This is a genomic window from Helicobacter typhlonius (assembly GCF_001460635.1).
Lineage (GTDB): Bacteria > Campylobacterota > Campylobacteria > Campylobacterales > Helicobacteraceae > Helicobacter_C > Helicobacter_C typhlonius.
In genome coordinates this window covers 1774340-1790845 of the sequence record NZ_LN907858.1, presented here as the reverse complement: position 1 = coordinate 1790845, position 16506 = coordinate 1774340, and the positions used below count along the sequence as shown (strand labels likewise).

Sequence of the window (16506 nt, the reverse complement as noted above, 5' to 3'; positions counted from 1 at the left end):
CTTTACTTTTTGATATAACCCAACTCTTTAAGCTTATTGGCGATTTTCACAAGCGTAGGTCCCCCACTCCCTCCGCTACCGCCGTGTTCGATAAGAATTGTAACAGCATATTGTGGATTCTCATAGGGTAAAAATGCGGTAATCCACGCGTGCGAGCGGTGAAAATACTCCATATCCGCTTCTCTCACGCGCTTTTGCACATCTTGGGGTATGCTGATTACTTGCGCTGTGCCTGTTTTACAAGCAAGACTTACTTTTGCGCCTTGTGTGCGATAATACGCCGTGCCTCCGGGCATAGAGCAGACTTGATACATACCCTTGCGCAACACATCGAGCTTTGATTTTTGAAAGTCGTTGAGCACATCTTTTGGTGGAAAATTTGAATCCACGCCATTAAAATCCATAGCAAAATGTGGTGTTACAAGTTTGCCTGAAGCAATCAGCGCGGTATAGCGCGCTATCTGCATAGGAGTAGCAAGAAAGTATCCCTGCCCGATGGAAGTTGTCAAAGTATCACCCTTATACCACTGCTCCCCATAGCGACGTAGTTTCCATTCTGGTGTGGGCAAAATACCCTTTACTTCATTTGGTATATCTACCCCTGTAAGCTCCCCTAAGCCCATTTGAGTAAGCACATTAGCAGTGTTTTCAATACCCGCATTTTGAGAGAGTATATAAAAATATACATCAACAGATTCTCTAATAGCCTTAAATGCGTCAGCACTGCCGTGCCCAGAAGCTTTCCAATCACGGAATTTACGCCCACCAAACTCCACAAATGGTGGCGTTTGTATAATCGTGTTCTCGTGGATATTTGCATACTCCAAATAAGAAAGTAGCATACCCATTTTAATCACAGAGCCGGGTGGATAGCGTCCATAGACGAGCTTATTAATAAGGGGCTTGTGTATATTGTCTGTCAAGTCTTGCCAATTTTTATGGCTAATGCCATCGACAAAATAATTAATATTATATTCTGGATAGCTCCCTGCGGCTAGAATCTCGCCATTATGCACATTCATCACAATCACCGCACCATACTTATCCACAAACTCTTTATCTATGCTTTCTTGTAGTGCTAAATCAAGTGAGAGACGCAAATCGTTGCGCTTGAGCACATTGTCTTCTTGCAAAAGCTTTGTTTCTTTATAAAGGGAGTTGATTTGCGTCTTTCTATATCCTGCTTTACCTTGTAAATAGCTGTTGTAAGTCTTTTCTATGCCGTCTTTGCCGATGATTTTACTATAAGCGGAGAGGGGGTTATTTTGCATATCCTTATCATTCGCTTTTGATACATAGCCTATAACGTGTGAAGCCGCGGTATCATTGGGATAGAATCTTTTTGCATTGGTGGCGATAATGATATTAGGGGAACGCCTCAAGTACGCATATACCTTAAGCATTTCTGCATAGGGGATAAAGCGCACAAGTTCCACAGGCACGTGATTGTATATGTGGTTATTTTTTTTGTAAGTCTTTAATAATTCCTCTTTATCAAGATAAGGTAAAAGCGAGACAATATGATCAATCTCAGATTCAACTACACTACTATTACGAATCTTAGGTAGAAGGGAGATAGAAAATCCAAGTTCGTTAATCGCCAAAGGTTCGTTATTCCTATCAACAATCGTTCCTCGCATAGGAAGCAAAACCTCTGTTTTTAGGGCATTTTTTTCAGCGAATTTTTCATAATATTCATTATTGATTACATTTACTACAATAAGGCGCAGACAGATGATAGACCACACCGCGAGCATAGAAAATATAAAAAACTTGTATCGAATATTCATCTCATAAACATCACTATAATGATTTCACATACGGCATAATAAAGCAATATCCACACATTAGGGGTTGTATTACCCGTGAGTATATCTGTCGCAATAGATGCGATTAATAAACCAATATATGCCAAAATAACACAGGCAATGCGCGTGATACGCACAGAATCAAACATTATTCTAATACGCGGTATTACAAAAAAGGCAAGCAATAAGAATAATGCCAAAAGCATTCCCATAGGTAATTCATTCTCGGATTCTATAACAACCATATAGCCAATAATCGCTAAGAATCTGTATAAATTATCTTGCTTATCATATCTTACAAAGAGTGCGAGGCACACGCCCACGAGCGGTGGTAGCCATATATTCATACTCGCTATACTCTCATAAATATAGAATCCTACAAAGAGGAGAATACTTAAGAGAGTTTGTTTATGAGAGCTATTTCGTCGCATATTGGAAAATGTTTGCATTTGATACAATCCGCCCATATTTTGTGATTTGGTAAAAATGATTTCTCTATTATAACAAAACCTAGCCTTTGAAACAAATGTGCGCGATAAGTGAGGGTGAGAATCTCCTTTAGCCCTAGATTCTTCCCCTCCTCTAAAGCACTTTGGATAAGGCTACTGCCTATGCCTTTACTTCGAAAAGATTCCTTTACCACCAAAGAGCGCACTTCTGCTAAGCTTTTAGAATAAATATATAGCGCACAAAATCCTGTTATTTCGCCACTTTGTGAATCTCTAGCAAGATGATAAGAGCGAATGGCATTTGCCATTTCATCTTCGCTTCGCTCTAATATAATGCCATTTTTTACCTCAACACTCACAATCTCACGCATAGCTGGAATATCCGCTATTGTTGGTCGTATAATCTCAATGCTCATTGTTAAGTCCTAAAGTATGGGATAGAATCTCCTCACGCATTTGCGCTGTGGAGGTCATTTTGCGATGATTCTTTGCATTCGCGCTAAAGATAAAGTGATAGATATTCTTTGCATTGTTACTCGCGTTTATTGCGCTGTTTGTAGATTCTATATCATTTTTAGAATCTGCCCTATGTAGAGTTTCTACTTTGCTTTTTAATGCGTTAAGCTCATTTTGTGTAAGTTTATCAGCTTTGGTGTAGATTCTAAAAATACATTGGTCATTGTAGATTATAGAATCTAGCACTTCGCTCATCATTGTATCCATTTGCGTATCTCTATGGCGAGAGTCGATGAGGTGTAAAAAAAGCTTAATTGATGTGCGCGTATGTAAAAATTCTAACAAATGCTCCCCCCATTGTGCCTTTATTGTTTTGCTTACCTTCGCATAGCCAAAGCCGGGTAAGTCAATAAAAGTAAGCGGAATAGTATCATTTTTGTTAGTCCAAGTAGATGCAAAAAAATTAATGAGTTGTGTTTTTCCCGGTGTGGCGGAGCTTTTTGCAAGGGGTTTATTTAAAATGGCATTGATAAAGGTGCTTTTGCCGACATTGCTACGTCCCAAACACACGATTTCAGAATCCTTTGGGGGCGGCGCATTGCGCACATTGCTCGCACTACTCACAAAATGAGATTGAATCACCTGTATCATTATTTCTCATTGTCTAGGCTAAATGTTACCACACTAGGCTTTTGTTTCGTGCCCTGTATGGAGGCTTCCTCTGTGGCAGGGCTTAGCACAATCATATTGCCTCGAATGATATTTGTCTTGCCTTTTTCCTCAATCACCGCATTATCAAGGAGTTTATATTCATCTTTTTGCACATCATAGGTTGCCTTTTTTGCTCTACCGCTTATTTCTTTGTTTGGCATTTTTACATAGAATCTCACGCTTCCTATCGCGGTATATTTCAGCGGTTGATTCTTTTTGTTTGTCTCTATTATCACACTATCTGCCCATAGCTTATCCTCGCCCTTTGTGATAAAAACATCGCCACTTAGTGTAGTCTCACCATTTTTTAAATCACTTTTGATTTTTTTTGCGCTCACTTGAAGTGTTTCTGTTGCGCTAAGACTTAGTGCAAAAAAGTTTACAAGGCATACAATCGCATATATCTTGCATAGTTGCATTATTTGTCCCCCAAAGTCATATTGATTTTTATAGAATCCGCGCTGATGTTATCCTGCCTTGCATCGTAGTAGAGGTTCATCCCTTTTGCTTTCGTGTTTGTGTTGTTGAGTGTAAAATCTCCCTTGCCCGTGAAAATGCCCGTGATGTAATTATAATTTCCCCATTTGCTCCAAAAATTCAGCCCATCTAAACGTAGATAATGCACACCTTGCGAAAATGTGTAGATTCTATTTTTGCTATGCACGAAAGGTGCATACATATATTCATTGAAAGCATTATTGACTTGATTGATAAAGAGTTCATAAATTTCCTCGTGAGATTCAAAACGTAGAGCTTTTGCACCCGAAGAAATCGCTTGTGTGTATTGAGAATTAATAATATAGAGTTCAAAACCTGTCATCTCTATATTTGGCACTTCCTTGCCAATGGCAGCGTGGATTTCATTATCGCGCGTGAAAAATACAATACTGCTAAGGCTAAACAACAAAAGCGCGATAAAAAAAATATAGATTCTATAAGAAATGTTTTTCAAGCTTTTTATCCCCATTGCGCTTTAATACATCTTCTATCATTTCGCGAACCGCACCATTCCCACCGCAGTGTTTTAGAACCTTAAAGGTATATTTTTTCAGAGCCTTATCACCATTTTTGGGCATATACGCATAAGGGCAGATTCTAAACATACTTAAATCGTTTAAATCATCACCGATACAAGCGACTTCATCTTGCCCTAAGCCAAGCATTTGAATTAGCTCTTGTAGCACTTGCCCCTTATTTTTTACACCCATAAAAATATGTTCTATGCCAAGCTCATTTGCGCGTTTCTTGACAATGCTAGATTCCCTTCCTGTGATAATCGCACTCGGGCGTTTTAGGATATGATTCCACACATTTATCGCTAAGCCATCACGTATATCAAAGCTCTTTATCTCTTCGCCACTTTGAGAAAAATATACCTTGCCATCGCTCAATGTGCCATCGACATCAAAAACGAGAAGTTTTATCATAATACGCCTTTTGTGGAGGGAATATAGATTCTAGAATTGAGTGTTAGAGCGCGGCGCAATGCCACTGCAAAGGCTTTAAACATTGCCTCGATGATATGGTGGAGATTTTTGCCTCTTTTTAACACAATATGCACACTTAGCCCTGCATTAAAGCACAATGCGCGGAAGAATTCCTCTACAAGCTCTACATCAAGCTCCCCCACTTTACCCTTAAATGGAAGCCTATACGCATTTGTTTCAAAAACCAAAAACGCGCGATTGCTGATGTCAATATCACACTCCACGCAAGATTCGTCCATTACTACACTCGCATTGCCAAACCGCTCAATGCCTGCCACCGGATAAATGCTCTCGCGCAATGCCTCGCCCAAAAGTATCCCGCAATCTTCAATACTATGATGTCCATCGACAAAAATATCACCCTTGCAATTAATGTCCAAATCCATAAGCGAGTGCTTGGTCAGAGATTCTAACATATGATTGAAAAAGCCTATATCGGTGTGAATCTTCGCCTGTCCGCTACCATACACGAGTAGGCTTAAGGTAATATCTGTCTCTTTTGTCTTGCGCGATTTTTGTATTGTTTGGGTCATTTTTGAATCTTGTGCCATTTCTAACTCCTCACATTTTATTTTGGCAACTGCTTTGTCTTTAATCGCGGATAAAGAATCCACCCTTAATGCGCGTATTTTTCTTTAAAAAATCTCGCGCTTCACTCTCGCTTTGGAATCCTCGCAAAAACACGCGATAAATAGGCACACCATCAAGCACAAATTCTTTTATCACGCTTTGATATGGTGGATAATGCGAGAACTGCTCTTGGGTAATTTGCGCTCCCTCATATCGTCTAAATGCACCCACTTGTATCGCAAAGTCCCCGCCACTTACCGATTTTGGCGTATTTGCGACTTTAAATTCTTTTTTCAGCACATCATCACTTTGCACATTCTGTGCTTCTTGCTTTGAATCTTTGTTAATCACACCGCCAAAGCCAATCACCTCTAATCTCACCTTTGCCGTGCCGACTTTTGTCATATCAATATCATTTGCTGCAGCAGCACTCAAATCGATAATGCGCCCCTCCACAAATGGTCCTCTGTCGTTAATGCGCACGATTGTGCTTTTGCCATTTTCGACATTCAGCACTTTTACGACTGTATTCATAGGGAAAGTTTTATGCGCGGCAGTGTGCGCATACATATTGTAGGTTTCGCCATTTGATGTTTTTTTAGAATGAAAATCTGGACCATACCAACTCGCATAGCCATCAAACTTATCGCCAAGACTTACTTTCTCGGGGTAATACCACTTTCCTGCCACTTGATAAGGGCGCATAGTAGCTTCTTGAATCGCAGGAGATTCTCTCATAGAATTTCCGCCAATATTTGGCGTAATGCCCTGATTAAACGCATCTAAATCGTCAAAACTCGCGTTAAAACCCTTTGTGCTGCTGGTATTTTCGCTCCAATCGGCATTTTTCTCCACACAGGCACTCAAGCCACCACATACTAAGCTACCAAATAAAAATACAAAAAAATATTTTTTCATTATGTTCCCTTAATTTATATGCACTCTATCCTATCTGCTATCAGCGATAGTTGTAGGTTTGCCTTGAGATTTAGGAATGGAGAGCTTTTGATGAATGTTAATTTGCGCCCCCTCAATACCATTGAGTGCTTTTATATCTTGAATAGAGACATTATACATCTGTGCTATTACGCTTAGATTCTCGCCCTTTTGCACGATATGTGTGATAGATATAGAATCTGTGGAGGCATAGCTTTTACCACCAAAATGCTTTTTAAAATTGCGAAGTTTGTCGTATGGGAGATAGACATTGTAGCGTCTGTTGTTATTTGGTAGAGTGGATTTAACAAAATGACGATTGTATTTTTTTAGCTCATCTAATGGCATTTTTGCGCTTTGTGCGATTGCGTTAAGGGATACACCACCCTTAACGCTCACACTTGCTATACTATCGGTTGCGCCACGATTAAGGAGATAATCAGCATTTTGTGCTTTGAGAAAATCCACATCGTTAAAAAGCAAACTCATCGCTAGAATCGTGCGGATATAATTGCGCGTTTCAGCTGGGATATATTGCGCCTCCTCATTTAGCAAGGTCTCTATACGCATATCTCCTCCTGCTTCTTCAATCCCCCTTTTTAATCGCCCAAGCCCACAATTATACGCCATAGCAGCCAAATACCACTCGCCTGTGGCATCATAGAGGTATTTGAGATACTTTATCGCTGCCTCCGTGCTTCTTATAGGGTCTTTGCGCTCATCAATGTAAGAATTTATCTCTAGCCCCAAGCTTTTGCCAGTAGCGGGCATAATTTGCCAAATACCGATGGCTTTTTTGGAGCTTTTTGCAGTGGGAGCAAATGCAGATTCAGTCATAGCGAGAAATAGAAATTCTTGTGGAATTTCCTCTTTTGCCATCATATTTTTGAGAGTGGGGATAAACTCATAGCTGTGTTCAAACTGCTTGAGAAAATATTGCCACTTGTCTTGAATCCTCTGTGCCCTCTCGCTATCTGCGACATTGCCGATAAATGCCGTATGCACCCCGAAAGCATTAAGCACATTGTTTGCTTTCTTATTATGATTGAGCGCGTAAAATTCGCCCTCATTACCCCAAAGATTCAGTGTGCCACATACCATCAGCACGAAAATGATATATTTTGTGTATTTTTTTAACATCATATCTTCCTTTTGTGTATTTTTCTCATAGCCTAGCGTCATCTTACGCCTTTGTGCCACCCAGCGCAAAGAGCGATTGTGCATTGTGTGTGCTAGATTCTATCACTTCCTCTTCACTTATGCCTTTAACTTGTGCGATTTGTCGCATAACAAGCGGTATATAAGAAGGCTCATTGCGACTACCTCTGTGTGGATGAGGTGTAAGATAGGGTGCGTCTGTTTCAAGCACTATGCGTTCCTTTGGTATGAGTGGTAGTGCCTCAATAAGTCGCCTTGCATTTTTAAAGGTGCAAACGCCACCGATTCCATAATAAAATCGCTCACTTAATTCAAGTAAGATTCTATCTGCATTATAGCAATGCAATACACCACGCGCCTCCTTATAAGAATCTAATATTTCAAAGCTATCATTACTTGCCTCACGAATATGCACAATAAGAGGCTTATCAAGTGAAAGGGCGAGTTCAATTTGTGCGATAAAAACTGCCTTTTGCCTTGCCTTTATCTCTGCCTTTTGTCGCTCTAGCTCCTGTCCCAACGCGTGTTGCTCTAATGTGGGCAGATTCTGTTCTTTTGCATTTTCTTTTGAATCTTGCTCTTTAAGCAAATCTTGCATTGTTGGTAGATAGTAATAATCCAATCCGCACTCGCCAATAGCAACGCATTTACTATCTTTTGCAAAGGATTTGAGAATCTCTACATCAAACAAATCAATATCGTTAGGATGCACACCAGCGGCAAAATGCACACCCTCATATTTATGCGCTAGGGCTTGGGCTTTGGGCAATGTGTGTATATCCGCACCCGGAATGATGATTTTTCGCACATTTTGGGCTAATGCGCGGCTAATGACTTGTTCTATATCATCATCAAAATGTTCTAAGTCTAAGTGGCAATGTGTGTCTATCATATAATCAAACTGCACTCGCGCTTGGCTCATATCTCAAAATCCTTTGATTGTGTATAATTATGCTAGAATTTCAAAGAAAAGGATTCTAGCATAATTATCTTTACAAAAAGAAAGGCGAGTTGTGTTTAGTGGATTAGTGAGAGAGATAGCGCAGGTAAAAAACTTCGCAAATAATACGCTTGAGGTATTTACTCCATATAAGGCGAAGCTTGGAGATTCTATTGCCATAAATGGTGCGTGCCTCACTGCAGTGTCGTTTTTTAGCGGTGGTATGGCTATGGAGCTAAGCAAACACACGCAGGAGCATATCGCACTTGAAAATTACGCACAGGGTGCATTCGTGCATTTAGAACCAGCCTTGCAGGTGGGCGATAGATTTGATGGGCATATCGTGCAGGGGCATATCGATAGTATCGGGCGTATCACGCGCATAGAACACAATGCAGATTCAAGTGATTTTTGGATACAAGCCCCCGCGCAAAGCCTCCTTTGTATTATCCCCAAAGGCTCTGTGTGTGTGGAGGGCATAAGTTTAACCATAGTAGAGCGCATAAATGACAGCTTTAAGCTCACAATCATTCCCCATACCTTGCAAAATACACTTTTTGGGCGCTTTGAAGTAGGCAGGAGGGTAAATATCGAAACAGATGTTATCACGCGTAGTGTTGTTAGCACATTACAATTTTTAGATTCACAACATTTACAGAATCTAGGCATTCTCGCGCAAAATGGCAATGGTGCAAACTCATCTCATCGCAATAATCGCTTAGGTAATGTATCTTGGGGCGATATTGACGCGCAGAGTTTGAGTTATTAGATTCTAATATTTCAAGGAGAAAAAGCAGTGAAAGCACAAAAAGCAGTTGCGCTAAGCTATGATAAGCAAACAGACAGCGCACCGCGTGTGGTGGCAAAGGGGCAAAACGAACTCGCCTTGCGCATTATCGCTAAGGCAAAAGCCTTTGATGTGCCACTTTTTGCAAATCCCTTGCTTGTAGATTCACTTTTGCAAATTCCCTTAGATTCTCATATTCCGCCAGAGATGTATAATGCTGTGGTAGAAGTTTTTGTATGGCTTTTAAAATGCGAAAAACAAGCTCAGCTTAGCAAGGATATGGCTTGAGATTCTATAATGCTAATTGCGATATTGTTTAAGGATATATAAGTGAAAGCTTCCTCTTATCGTAAATATTTTCACACACTCATTCCATTTTTCAAACGCGAATTTAATGGCTTTATACAAGATAGATTCTCACTTTTTCTCTGCACACTTGCTCCTATTCTTATCGCGCTTTTTGTATGGGGTGTGTTTTCACAAAGTTTCGTGCGAGGCGCACCCATTGGCATTGTGGATTTAGATAATAGCCCTTTAAGCAAAGAGTTAGCGCGCAATTTAGATGCTATCCCAGCACTAAGCGTTACGCGCTATTACACGAGCCTAAGTGAGGCAAAGCGCGATATAAGCAATGTCAAAATTTATGCGGTGGTTGTGTTTCCTTATGGGCTTGAAGCACGAAGCAAAAAAGCTGTATTAAGTGAGATTCCAATCTATTACAACGCACAACTTGTGCTTATAGCAAAATCTATTGAAAGCTCTTTTAAGCAGCTTGTCGCCACGAGTAATGTCAAGGCAAAACTTGGTAAGAATCTTATCCAAACGCAAAATTTTGATGCCGCATTGGCAAAAAGTTCACCGATTCTAATGCAAATTACGCCACTTTATAATATCAATAATAGCTACGCGCAATTCTTGCTTACAGGGATTTTACCTTGCTCGTGGATTATGCTTATTATCGTTTGTGTGATTAATTCTTTGGCACGCGATGAAAGTGATGTGGGCTTTGTGGTGGGAAAAAAAAGTCAAATGCCCGATGGAATTAATGCGTATGTCTATATCCTTACAAAAATTTTAGCATATGCGGGAATTTTCTCATTTTGGTGGATAATGATGATGATATTTTTTCATTCTCTTGGCTTTGAGTTTCGTGGAAACTATCTCACACTTTATCTTGGGGCATTGATTACATTTTTAGCGTATGCAGGGGTAGGGGTTTTTGTCTATGCACTTTTTAAAGATCATACACGTGCCTTAAGTATCGCAGCAATTTATTGTGCGCCAAGCTTTGCCTTTGCAGGGCTTACCTTTCCGGTTAATTCTATGGGAGCATTTGCAACATTTTGGCATACAATCTTGCCTATTAGCCATTATTTGAAACTCTATGTGCAAGTAGCAAACTATGGGATAGATTTTCTTGGCGCATTCAAAACAATGCTTGAAATTTTGCCTTTCACGCTCTTTTTAATCTTTGGGATTTTGATTTATCGCAAGAGGGAAGCGGTAGAGTAGGCTTAAGCCCTCTCGTATAAAGTTAATAAATTGCTTCATAATAAAAAGCTTTTTTACCATTTTGATTTATTTTCTATTTTTCATTTTCACTATAAATTAGCCAATTATTTAAGTGTCAAGGTCATCTGCGAATAATGTTGAACTTGATGCATAATATATATCTTCAAGTATATAACAAATATCTGCAAGAGTTATCTTGCTGTCATCATCATAACATTTTCCAATCTCTTTAAATGCTTCTTGGACATTCTTGTCTCGTTGAATATGTACCCAACTTATATTGATAGTTTTTAGTGCCATAAAAAGTTTGTTTGTCATACGCATATTTATAAATATTAGAATCTGCCCGAAGTGCTAAATCTAAAATGTTATTATATGGAATAAAAAGCAAAACAAAATCATAAGCATATAATGAAAATTGCTCATATGGCTTTTTAGAAAGCTCATCTATGCGTTTTTTAAGATTTTGAGCTATCTCTTTAGAGAGATGTATTTCTTCAACATATTCACTAGAATCTACATATAAATTTGGAGTAAAAGAACTAGGCAAGGAGAATTTTGAATCAAGACTAATATTTCTTTATTTGCCTTCTATGCCTCCATCCAAATATACCACAACATCAGGTATATATGTTTGATTTTCAACCTTAAATGAAGATTGAATCTTATAATGTTCTCCTTCAATAAGTCCGCTAGATTCTAAAATACTTTTAAGCTGCATTTCCCCAAAATTACCTCTTATTTTTTTGTCATCCTTAAGAATTTTGGTCAGTGATTCGGCACTTTCGCGCATTGTAAGACTATAATCAAATACATCCTTAATGCTCTGCTTGAGTGCAGATTCGTTTCTTATTAAACTTTTAGAATAATCATCAATATTTTTATAAATATTTAAGTTAATTACCATTAATATTATATTTATACAAATCATTCTTATTATTATTTGTATATTTTCTTTCTTTAAAAGGATTTTCTATGAAAGCATTGACACACATACCTTTCGTAGCGCTGATAAGCTTTAGTGGATTAATTGCAGATTCACTTGAGCTTAAAGAATCTGGCACAGAATCTAGAGATTCTAGCGGGGGGGGGGGGATAGTATAAAAAAAGTTAATCTTGGGCGCTCTGTCGTAACTGCAAGTGGTTATGAACAGGATATTAAAGAAGCTCCAGCATCTATATCCATCATTCCAAAAGAAGAAATTATGACCCGTCCTATTAGGGATATTGGTGATGCAGTGCAAGATGTGCCCGGTGTATATGTGGAGCAGGATAAAACGGGGCAAAATACCATTGCTATGCGCGGACTTGGCTCTGCTTATACACTTATCCTCATTGATGGCAAAAGGCAAAATACCACACGTGGCTTTATCCAAAATGGATTAGGGAATCAAACCTCATTTATGCCTCCAGCAAGTATGATTGAACGCATTGAAGTCATACGAGGACCGGCTTCAACTATTTATGGCTCTGATGCAATGGGAGGGATTATTAATATTATCACTAAAAAACATACGAATAAAATCCAAAGCGGAATCCAACTAGAAACTAAACTTTTTGAACCACACAATGAATGGGGTAATGCTTATGGGCTAAATGCTTATCTTACCACCCCGCTTGTGAAAGACAAACTCTCTCTTAATCTCCGTGGCTCATACAGATTTAATGAGGCAAATGCGTTTTTGCAGCCAACTTATGCGATTCGTAATGGCAATCCCTATGCAGCACACTCTTTCACAGGCTCACAAAATTGGAATGCAGGATTTCGGCTTAACTACACACCCACCACAAAAGATTATATCTATTTAGATTCTGAAGTGTATAATGGACGATTAGGGACTTTGAATACTTCCTCCAATAGCATTACCTCTGTGCATGAGCTCTATAAGGTAAATTCTGTGTTGAGTCACGATGGCAATTATGATTGGGGCAAACTCTCCACTTACGCACAGCATTCTTATAATCTTATCGCACCACACGCAAGCTATACTCCTAATGGAAGGCTTCCCATAGGTGCAAACAAGGGAGATTATATTAATTGGGCAAACAAACGCACCGCCCAAACAGCAGTGTTTCAAAGCACCTATACCAATGATTTTTATTTTGGCGATGCTGGGAGTTTGATTTTTAATGGTGGCGTTTATTATCAGTTTGAAAATTTACAAGGAACAATCTCTAGCAAATATAGAAATATGCACCAAAATCAAGCCGCACTCTTTGCTGAAGGAGAATATTTTATAAACGAAGCAATTAGCACAACTTTGGGTTTGCGCTATAATTATAGTGATAGATATGCCTCTACGAGTGCGCTTAATCCACGCTTTTATGTAAATTTTAATCCCACAGATTGGCTTACATTCAAAGCTGGAGTGGCAAATGGTATGCTTATCCCCACACTTATGCAAACTATTGATGGCATAGTTACCACAGCCACTTCTCAAGGCACTACAACAGAAACTTATGGGAATCCAAACCTTAGACCCGAGCAAAGTTGGAATTATGAGCTAAGTGCGATTGTAGATACGCAAAATGCTATGTTTATCCTCACAGGCTATTACACAGATTTTAATAATCAAATTGAAACTCTAAGTGGGACAAACATTCCACTTCCAGACAATCAAATCTGTAGTAATGCTACTTGCACCACTTATCGCAATGTAGATAAATCTCTTGTAAGCGGCGCAGAGCTAAGCGCAAAAATAAAACCTATGTTTGGATTCTCACTTGATGCGGGGTATGGCTACATCTACACAGAAGCTCTAAGCGGCTCGGGCAAAGGAGAACCGATTAATTCTATCCCTCGCCATAATTTCACAATCACGCCAAAATATCAATACGGCAACTTTGATATGTATATCCGCTGGAGCGGCAAATACAAAACTCCCACGCCTTATGCTGGAAGTAATGCACGAACAGATGTGCGCCAAATCGTAGGGCAATATTATAAAGATTATCAACTTGTGGATATTGCTGCAACTTATAAATTTAATAAACAATACGCTCTTACTTTGGCAGTAAATAATCTCTTTGATGTGTATTTTATGGATTATATACCCTATGCAAGTGGAAACAATCAAAGTGCGCAAAATGCGTATCAGAGAATCTTACCCTCTCGTAATTATTGGATAAGTTTTAGGGCGGATTTTTGATGTTTCACATTTATCTCACATTCTTTAGATACGATTCCAAACTATCTATATCAAATCTTGCACGAAAGGACTTTCAATGAAACTTCATCGCAAACTATGGATGCAAATTCACTTATATTTAAGTTTGTTTTTTTTACCTGCAGCATTAATTTATGCGATTACAGGAGCACTTTATATCTTTGAAATTCGTCAAAATTCAGGGGCAAACATTATAGAAATTAAACTAGATTCTATGCCACAAAAGGGAGAAGAGAGAGAATTTATCATTAAAACTCTACAGGAACATCAGCTCAAAGTGCCTAAAGACACGACTTTACACTCAATGAAAGGCAATCTCACTATGGGCGATATCAAATATGGAGTTAGTCTAGTCAAAGATAAAGATGGCACACCTATAATCCGCACAATAGATAGGGGTTTGTATGGAATCTTAATGCTTATGCACAAAAGCACAGGAACAAAATATGAGCTAGGGGGATTTAAATTCTCTTTTTTTGATTTTATTGCTATTGGTTTTGGCATTTCAATGCTGCTTTTTTATCTCTCTGGCTTAATTATGACTTCATTTTGCAAAGGCAAACGCAAGGTATCCTTTGGCGTTTTAGGTGCAGGATTTATTATCACCACACTTGCAGTGTATTTGAGCATTTAGTGTAAAAGCTTTTGTCCCTTTGCTTTTTTGGCTTATTCATCACTAGAAAGTGTTATACTCTTATTTTTTTGTGCTGCTTTAAAAGTATCTTGTAAATCCTGCTTTACTTGAGTTGCATCACTTTGTATATTTGCTAATGGTTTAGTGCCAAATTGGGACATAAATTTTTTAATCATAATATCTTCAACGGCTAATGATTTTGGCGAGGCAAAAGGGACAGATTTTTCGCCTCGCCATTCTATTATCATCACTTCATCGCTACAATCATAAAGATAAAGATTTAAAGTCGCACGAGTGGCAACTAGTGATTGAAGCATTTTAATATTTGTTGTAGAAGCAGTCCGCCAATTATTGACTACACCGCAATTATAAGAGCCAAGACGCTTTTTAAAAGTAGTGCGGGATTGTCCAAATTTTATAATATGTTCTTTATTTTCTATATAACAAGTGAGTATATAAGCTACACCCAATGCTTTATCAAAAATATTTTTTGCATTTTTATCCACAAAATTGAAAGCCTGTATTGTCTCATTTTTACGCACACCTTCTTTGACACAAGATGAGAGTGTAACACGATATACTTTAAGAGCGGTTAAATTAATCCAATACTTACTCTTGCCCCTCTATACTGCTCATATCAATCACATAGCGGAATTTCGCCTTGCCGCTTGTAAGATTCTCATACGCCTCATTGATTTGCTCCACAGAAATAACCTCTGTCTCGGGATAGATTCTATGTTTGAGCGAAAAATCAAGCATTTCTTGTGTCTCTTTTATTCCGCCAATGAGTGAGCCATAGACTTTTTTACCCGCGGCAAATACAAGTCTCGTTAAATCAATGCTAAGCTTCTCATCTGCAGGTGGTAAGCCTACAATCGCCATTTCTCCGCCAAATTTCAACAACTCCGCATAGGCATTCACATCATACGCGGTTGGAATCGTAGAAATGATAAAATCAAATCGTTCGCTCACACCCTTTGTATCAGTATAAAGCGCCTTTGCACCAAGCTCTAATGCCTCTTTTTCTTTATTTTTATTACGCGCAAACACACTCACTTCCGCACCCATTTTGATTGCGTATTTGAGTGCCATTACACCAAGCCCACCAAATCCAGCCACAGCGACTTTATCGCCCGCCTTGACATTGCTAAATTTGATCGGCGAATAGGTGGTGATTCCCGCGCAAAGCAAGGGAGCAACTTTTTCTAACGGCGCATCTTGTGGGACATTGACTGCAAATTTTTCGCTCACTACAATATTATTTGAATACCCGCCATAAGTTGGCTCGTTATCGTGGAAGCAATCGTGGCAATCATAAGTAAAGACGCATTTGCCATTTTCACAAAACTGCTCTTGGCTTCTTTTGCACGCCTCACACTCACCGCAAGAATTAACCATACAGCCTACCCCTGCGTAATCGCCAACTTTAAATTTGCTTACCTTGCTTCCTACTGCCACGACTTTACCCGCAATCTCGTGTCCGGGCACCATTGGAAAAATTCCCTTATGCCATTCCTCACGCGCGCTATGAATATCGCTATGGCAGATTCCAGCATATAGAATCTCAATCAAAATGTCAGTTTCTCCCAAAGCGTGGCGCGAAAAACTAAAGGGTTTAAAAGTATCACTTTTATGTGCGACTGCATAGCCTTTGGCAGTGATTCTCTGCCCACTTTGTGCTTGTGTCAAATTCTCTTTTAATAGCATAAATACTCCTTAAATGACTAAAATTGAAAATGTAATTATAAATCCTGATACCTAGTGTTTGTCAAGGGGAAATACACATAATAATGAAAAATATCAACAAAGTATTATTGCGCATTGTTGATTTTATATTTACCTTATTTGTGTGGGAATTTTTACCAAAAATGCAAAAATTATACAAACGCTA

General features: G+C 38.9%; 19 protein-coding genes and 1 pseudogene. 6 read left to right on the top strand and 14 right to left on the bottom strand.

Translation table 11 applies throughout. The features are described from left to right. Positions 1-2 precede the first annotated feature (2 nt). From mrdA to BN2458_RS08870, 11 genes are read right to left on the bottom strand one after another with little or no spacing between them, the layout of a single operon-like run. Complete coding sequence (gene mrdA / locus BN2458_RS08920) at positions 3-1790, bottom strand: penicillin-binding protein 2 (protein ID WP_034325357.1); 1788 nt, start codon at positions 1788-1790, stop codon at positions 3-5. Continuing rightward, positions 1787-2239: a hypothetical protein gene (locus tag BN2458_RS08915; protein ID WP_034325356.1), complete on the bottom strand. Its 453-nt coding sequence runs from the start codon at positions 2237-2239 to the stop codon at positions 1787-1789. Before BN2458_RS08915 ends, mrdA begins: the two co-directional genes overlap by 4 nt. Continuing rightward, a complete protein-coding gene (locus BN2458_RS08910; RefSeq protein WP_034325355.1) occupies positions 2203-2673 on the bottom strand; it encodes an N-acetyltransferase in 471 nt (156 codons plus the stop codon). The genes BN2458_RS08915 and BN2458_RS08910 overlap by 37 nt, the downstream gene beginning before the upstream one ends. Then, on the bottom strand, positions 2663-3364 hold the full coding sequence (yihA, locus tag BN2458_RS08905; RefSeq protein WP_034325354.1) for a ribosome biogenesis GTP-binding protein YihA/YsxC: 702 nt from the start codon (positions 3362-3364) through the stop codon (positions 2663-2665). Before yihA ends, BN2458_RS08910 begins: the two co-directional genes overlap by 11 nt. Next, the gene (gene lptA / locus BN2458_RS08900; RefSeq protein ID WP_034325352.1) at positions 3364-3843 is read right to left on the bottom strand and encodes a lipopolysaccharide transport periplasmic protein LptA; all 480 of its coding nucleotides are present in this window, start codon (positions 3841-3843) and stop codon (positions 3364-3366) included. Before lptA ends, yihA begins: the two co-directional genes overlap by 1 nt. Then, positions 3843-4376: a hypothetical protein gene (locus BN2458_RS08895; protein ID WP_034343673.1), complete on the bottom strand. Its 534-nt coding sequence runs from the start codon at positions 4374-4376 to the stop codon at positions 3843-3845. The genes lptA and BN2458_RS08895 overlap by 1 nt, the downstream gene beginning before the upstream one ends. Next, a complete protein-coding gene (locus BN2458_RS08890; RefSeq protein WP_034325350.1) occupies positions 4357-4851 on the bottom strand; it encodes a KdsC family phosphatase in 495 nt (164 codons plus the stop codon). The genes BN2458_RS08895 and BN2458_RS08890 overlap by 20 nt, the downstream gene beginning before the upstream one ends. Then, positions 4848-5444, bottom strand: a complete 597-nt coding sequence (gene hisB / locus BN2458_RS08885; protein WP_034325421.1) for an imidazoleglycerol-phosphate dehydratase HisB — start codon at positions 5442-5444, stop codon at positions 4848-4850. Before hisB ends, BN2458_RS08890 begins: the two co-directional genes overlap by 4 nt. Before the next feature lie 58 nt (positions 5445-5502). Continuing rightward, complete coding sequence (locus tag BN2458_RS08880) at positions 5503-6399, bottom strand: septal ring lytic transglycosylase RlpA family protein (protein WP_034325349.1); 897 nt, start codon at positions 6397-6399, stop codon at positions 5503-5505. 30 nt (positions 6400-6429) lie between these two features. Continuing rightward, entirely contained in the window at positions 6430-7599 is a 1170-nt protein-coding gene (locus BN2458_RS08875) for a lytic transglycosylase domain-containing protein (RefSeq protein ID WP_231944781.1), read from the bottom strand. Position 7600: 1 nt separating this feature from the next. Beyond that, on the bottom strand, positions 7601-8497 hold the full coding sequence (locus BN2458_RS08870; protein WP_407081051.1) for a TatD family hydrolase: 897 nt from the start codon (positions 8495-8497) through the stop codon (positions 7601-7603). Positions 8498-8588: 91 nt separating this feature from the next. On the opposite strand from BN2458_RS08870, the gene ribE reads away from it, so the two are divergent. The 3 genes from ribE to BN2458_RS08855 are packed head-to-tail and all read left to right on the top strand — an operon-like array spanning position 8589 to position 10814. Then, positions 8589-9284, top strand: a complete 696-nt coding sequence (ribE, locus tag BN2458_RS08865) for a riboflavin synthase (RefSeq protein WP_034325348.1) — start codon at positions 8589-8591, stop codon at positions 9282-9284. Between the two features lie 27 nt (positions 9285-9311). After that, positions 9312-9590, top strand: coding sequence for an EscU/YscU/HrcU family type III secretion system export apparatus switch protein (locus tag BN2458_RS08860; RefSeq protein WP_034325347.1), 279 nt, complete (start codon positions 9312-9314; stop codon positions 9588-9590). 42 nt (positions 9591-9632) lie between these two features. After that, entirely contained in the window at positions 9633-10814 is a 1182-nt protein-coding gene (locus tag BN2458_RS08855) for an ABC transporter permease (RefSeq protein WP_034325346.1), read from the top strand. Between the two features lie 229 nt (positions 10815-11043). On the opposite strand, the pseudogene BN2458_RS10505 reads toward BN2458_RS08855, so the two are convergent. Continuing rightward, positions 11044-11721, bottom strand: a pseudogene (locus BN2458_RS10505) (DNA recombination protein RmuC). Between the two features lie 68 nt (positions 11722-11789). Between BN2458_RS10505 and BN2458_RS10630 the strand changes: the two are divergent. The 3 genes from BN2458_RS10630 to BN2458_RS08835 all read left to right on the top strand — a co-directional run bounded on the left by BN2458_RS10630 (position 11790) and on the right by BN2458_RS08835 (position 14615). Next, the gene (locus BN2458_RS10630; protein ID WP_268902962.1) at positions 11790-11918 is read left to right on the top strand and encodes a hypothetical protein; all 129 of its coding nucleotides are present in this window, start codon (positions 11790-11792) and stop codon (positions 11916-11918) included. A 101-nt stretch (positions 11919-12019) separates the two neighbouring features. Further along, entirely contained in the window at positions 12020-13963 is a 1944-nt protein-coding gene (locus tag BN2458_RS08840; protein ID WP_231944780.1) for a TonB-dependent receptor domain-containing protein, read from the top strand. A gap of 76 nt (positions 13964-14039) precedes the next feature. Further along, positions 14040-14615, top strand: coding sequence for a hypothetical protein (locus tag BN2458_RS08835; protein WP_034343547.1), 576 nt, complete (start codon positions 14040-14042; stop codon positions 14613-14615). A 32-nt stretch (positions 14616-14647) separates the two neighbouring features. Here the strand turns inward: BN2458_RS08835 and BN2458_RS08830 are convergent, their stop codons facing one another. Together BN2458_RS08830 and BN2458_RS08825 are read right to left on the bottom strand one after the other, a co-directional pair. Next, positions 14648-15157 (bottom strand): GIY-YIG nuclease family protein, encoded by a 510-nt coding sequence (locus BN2458_RS08830; RefSeq protein WP_034343545.1) that lies wholly within the window; start codon positions 15155-15157, stop codon positions 14648-14650. A 67-nt stretch (positions 15158-15224) separates the two neighbouring features. Beyond that, positions 15225-16322, bottom strand: a complete 1098-nt coding sequence (locus tag BN2458_RS08825) for an NAD(P)-dependent alcohol dehydrogenase (protein WP_034343543.1) — start codon at positions 16320-16322, stop codon at positions 15225-15227. Positions 16323-16506: the final 184 nt, after the last annotated feature.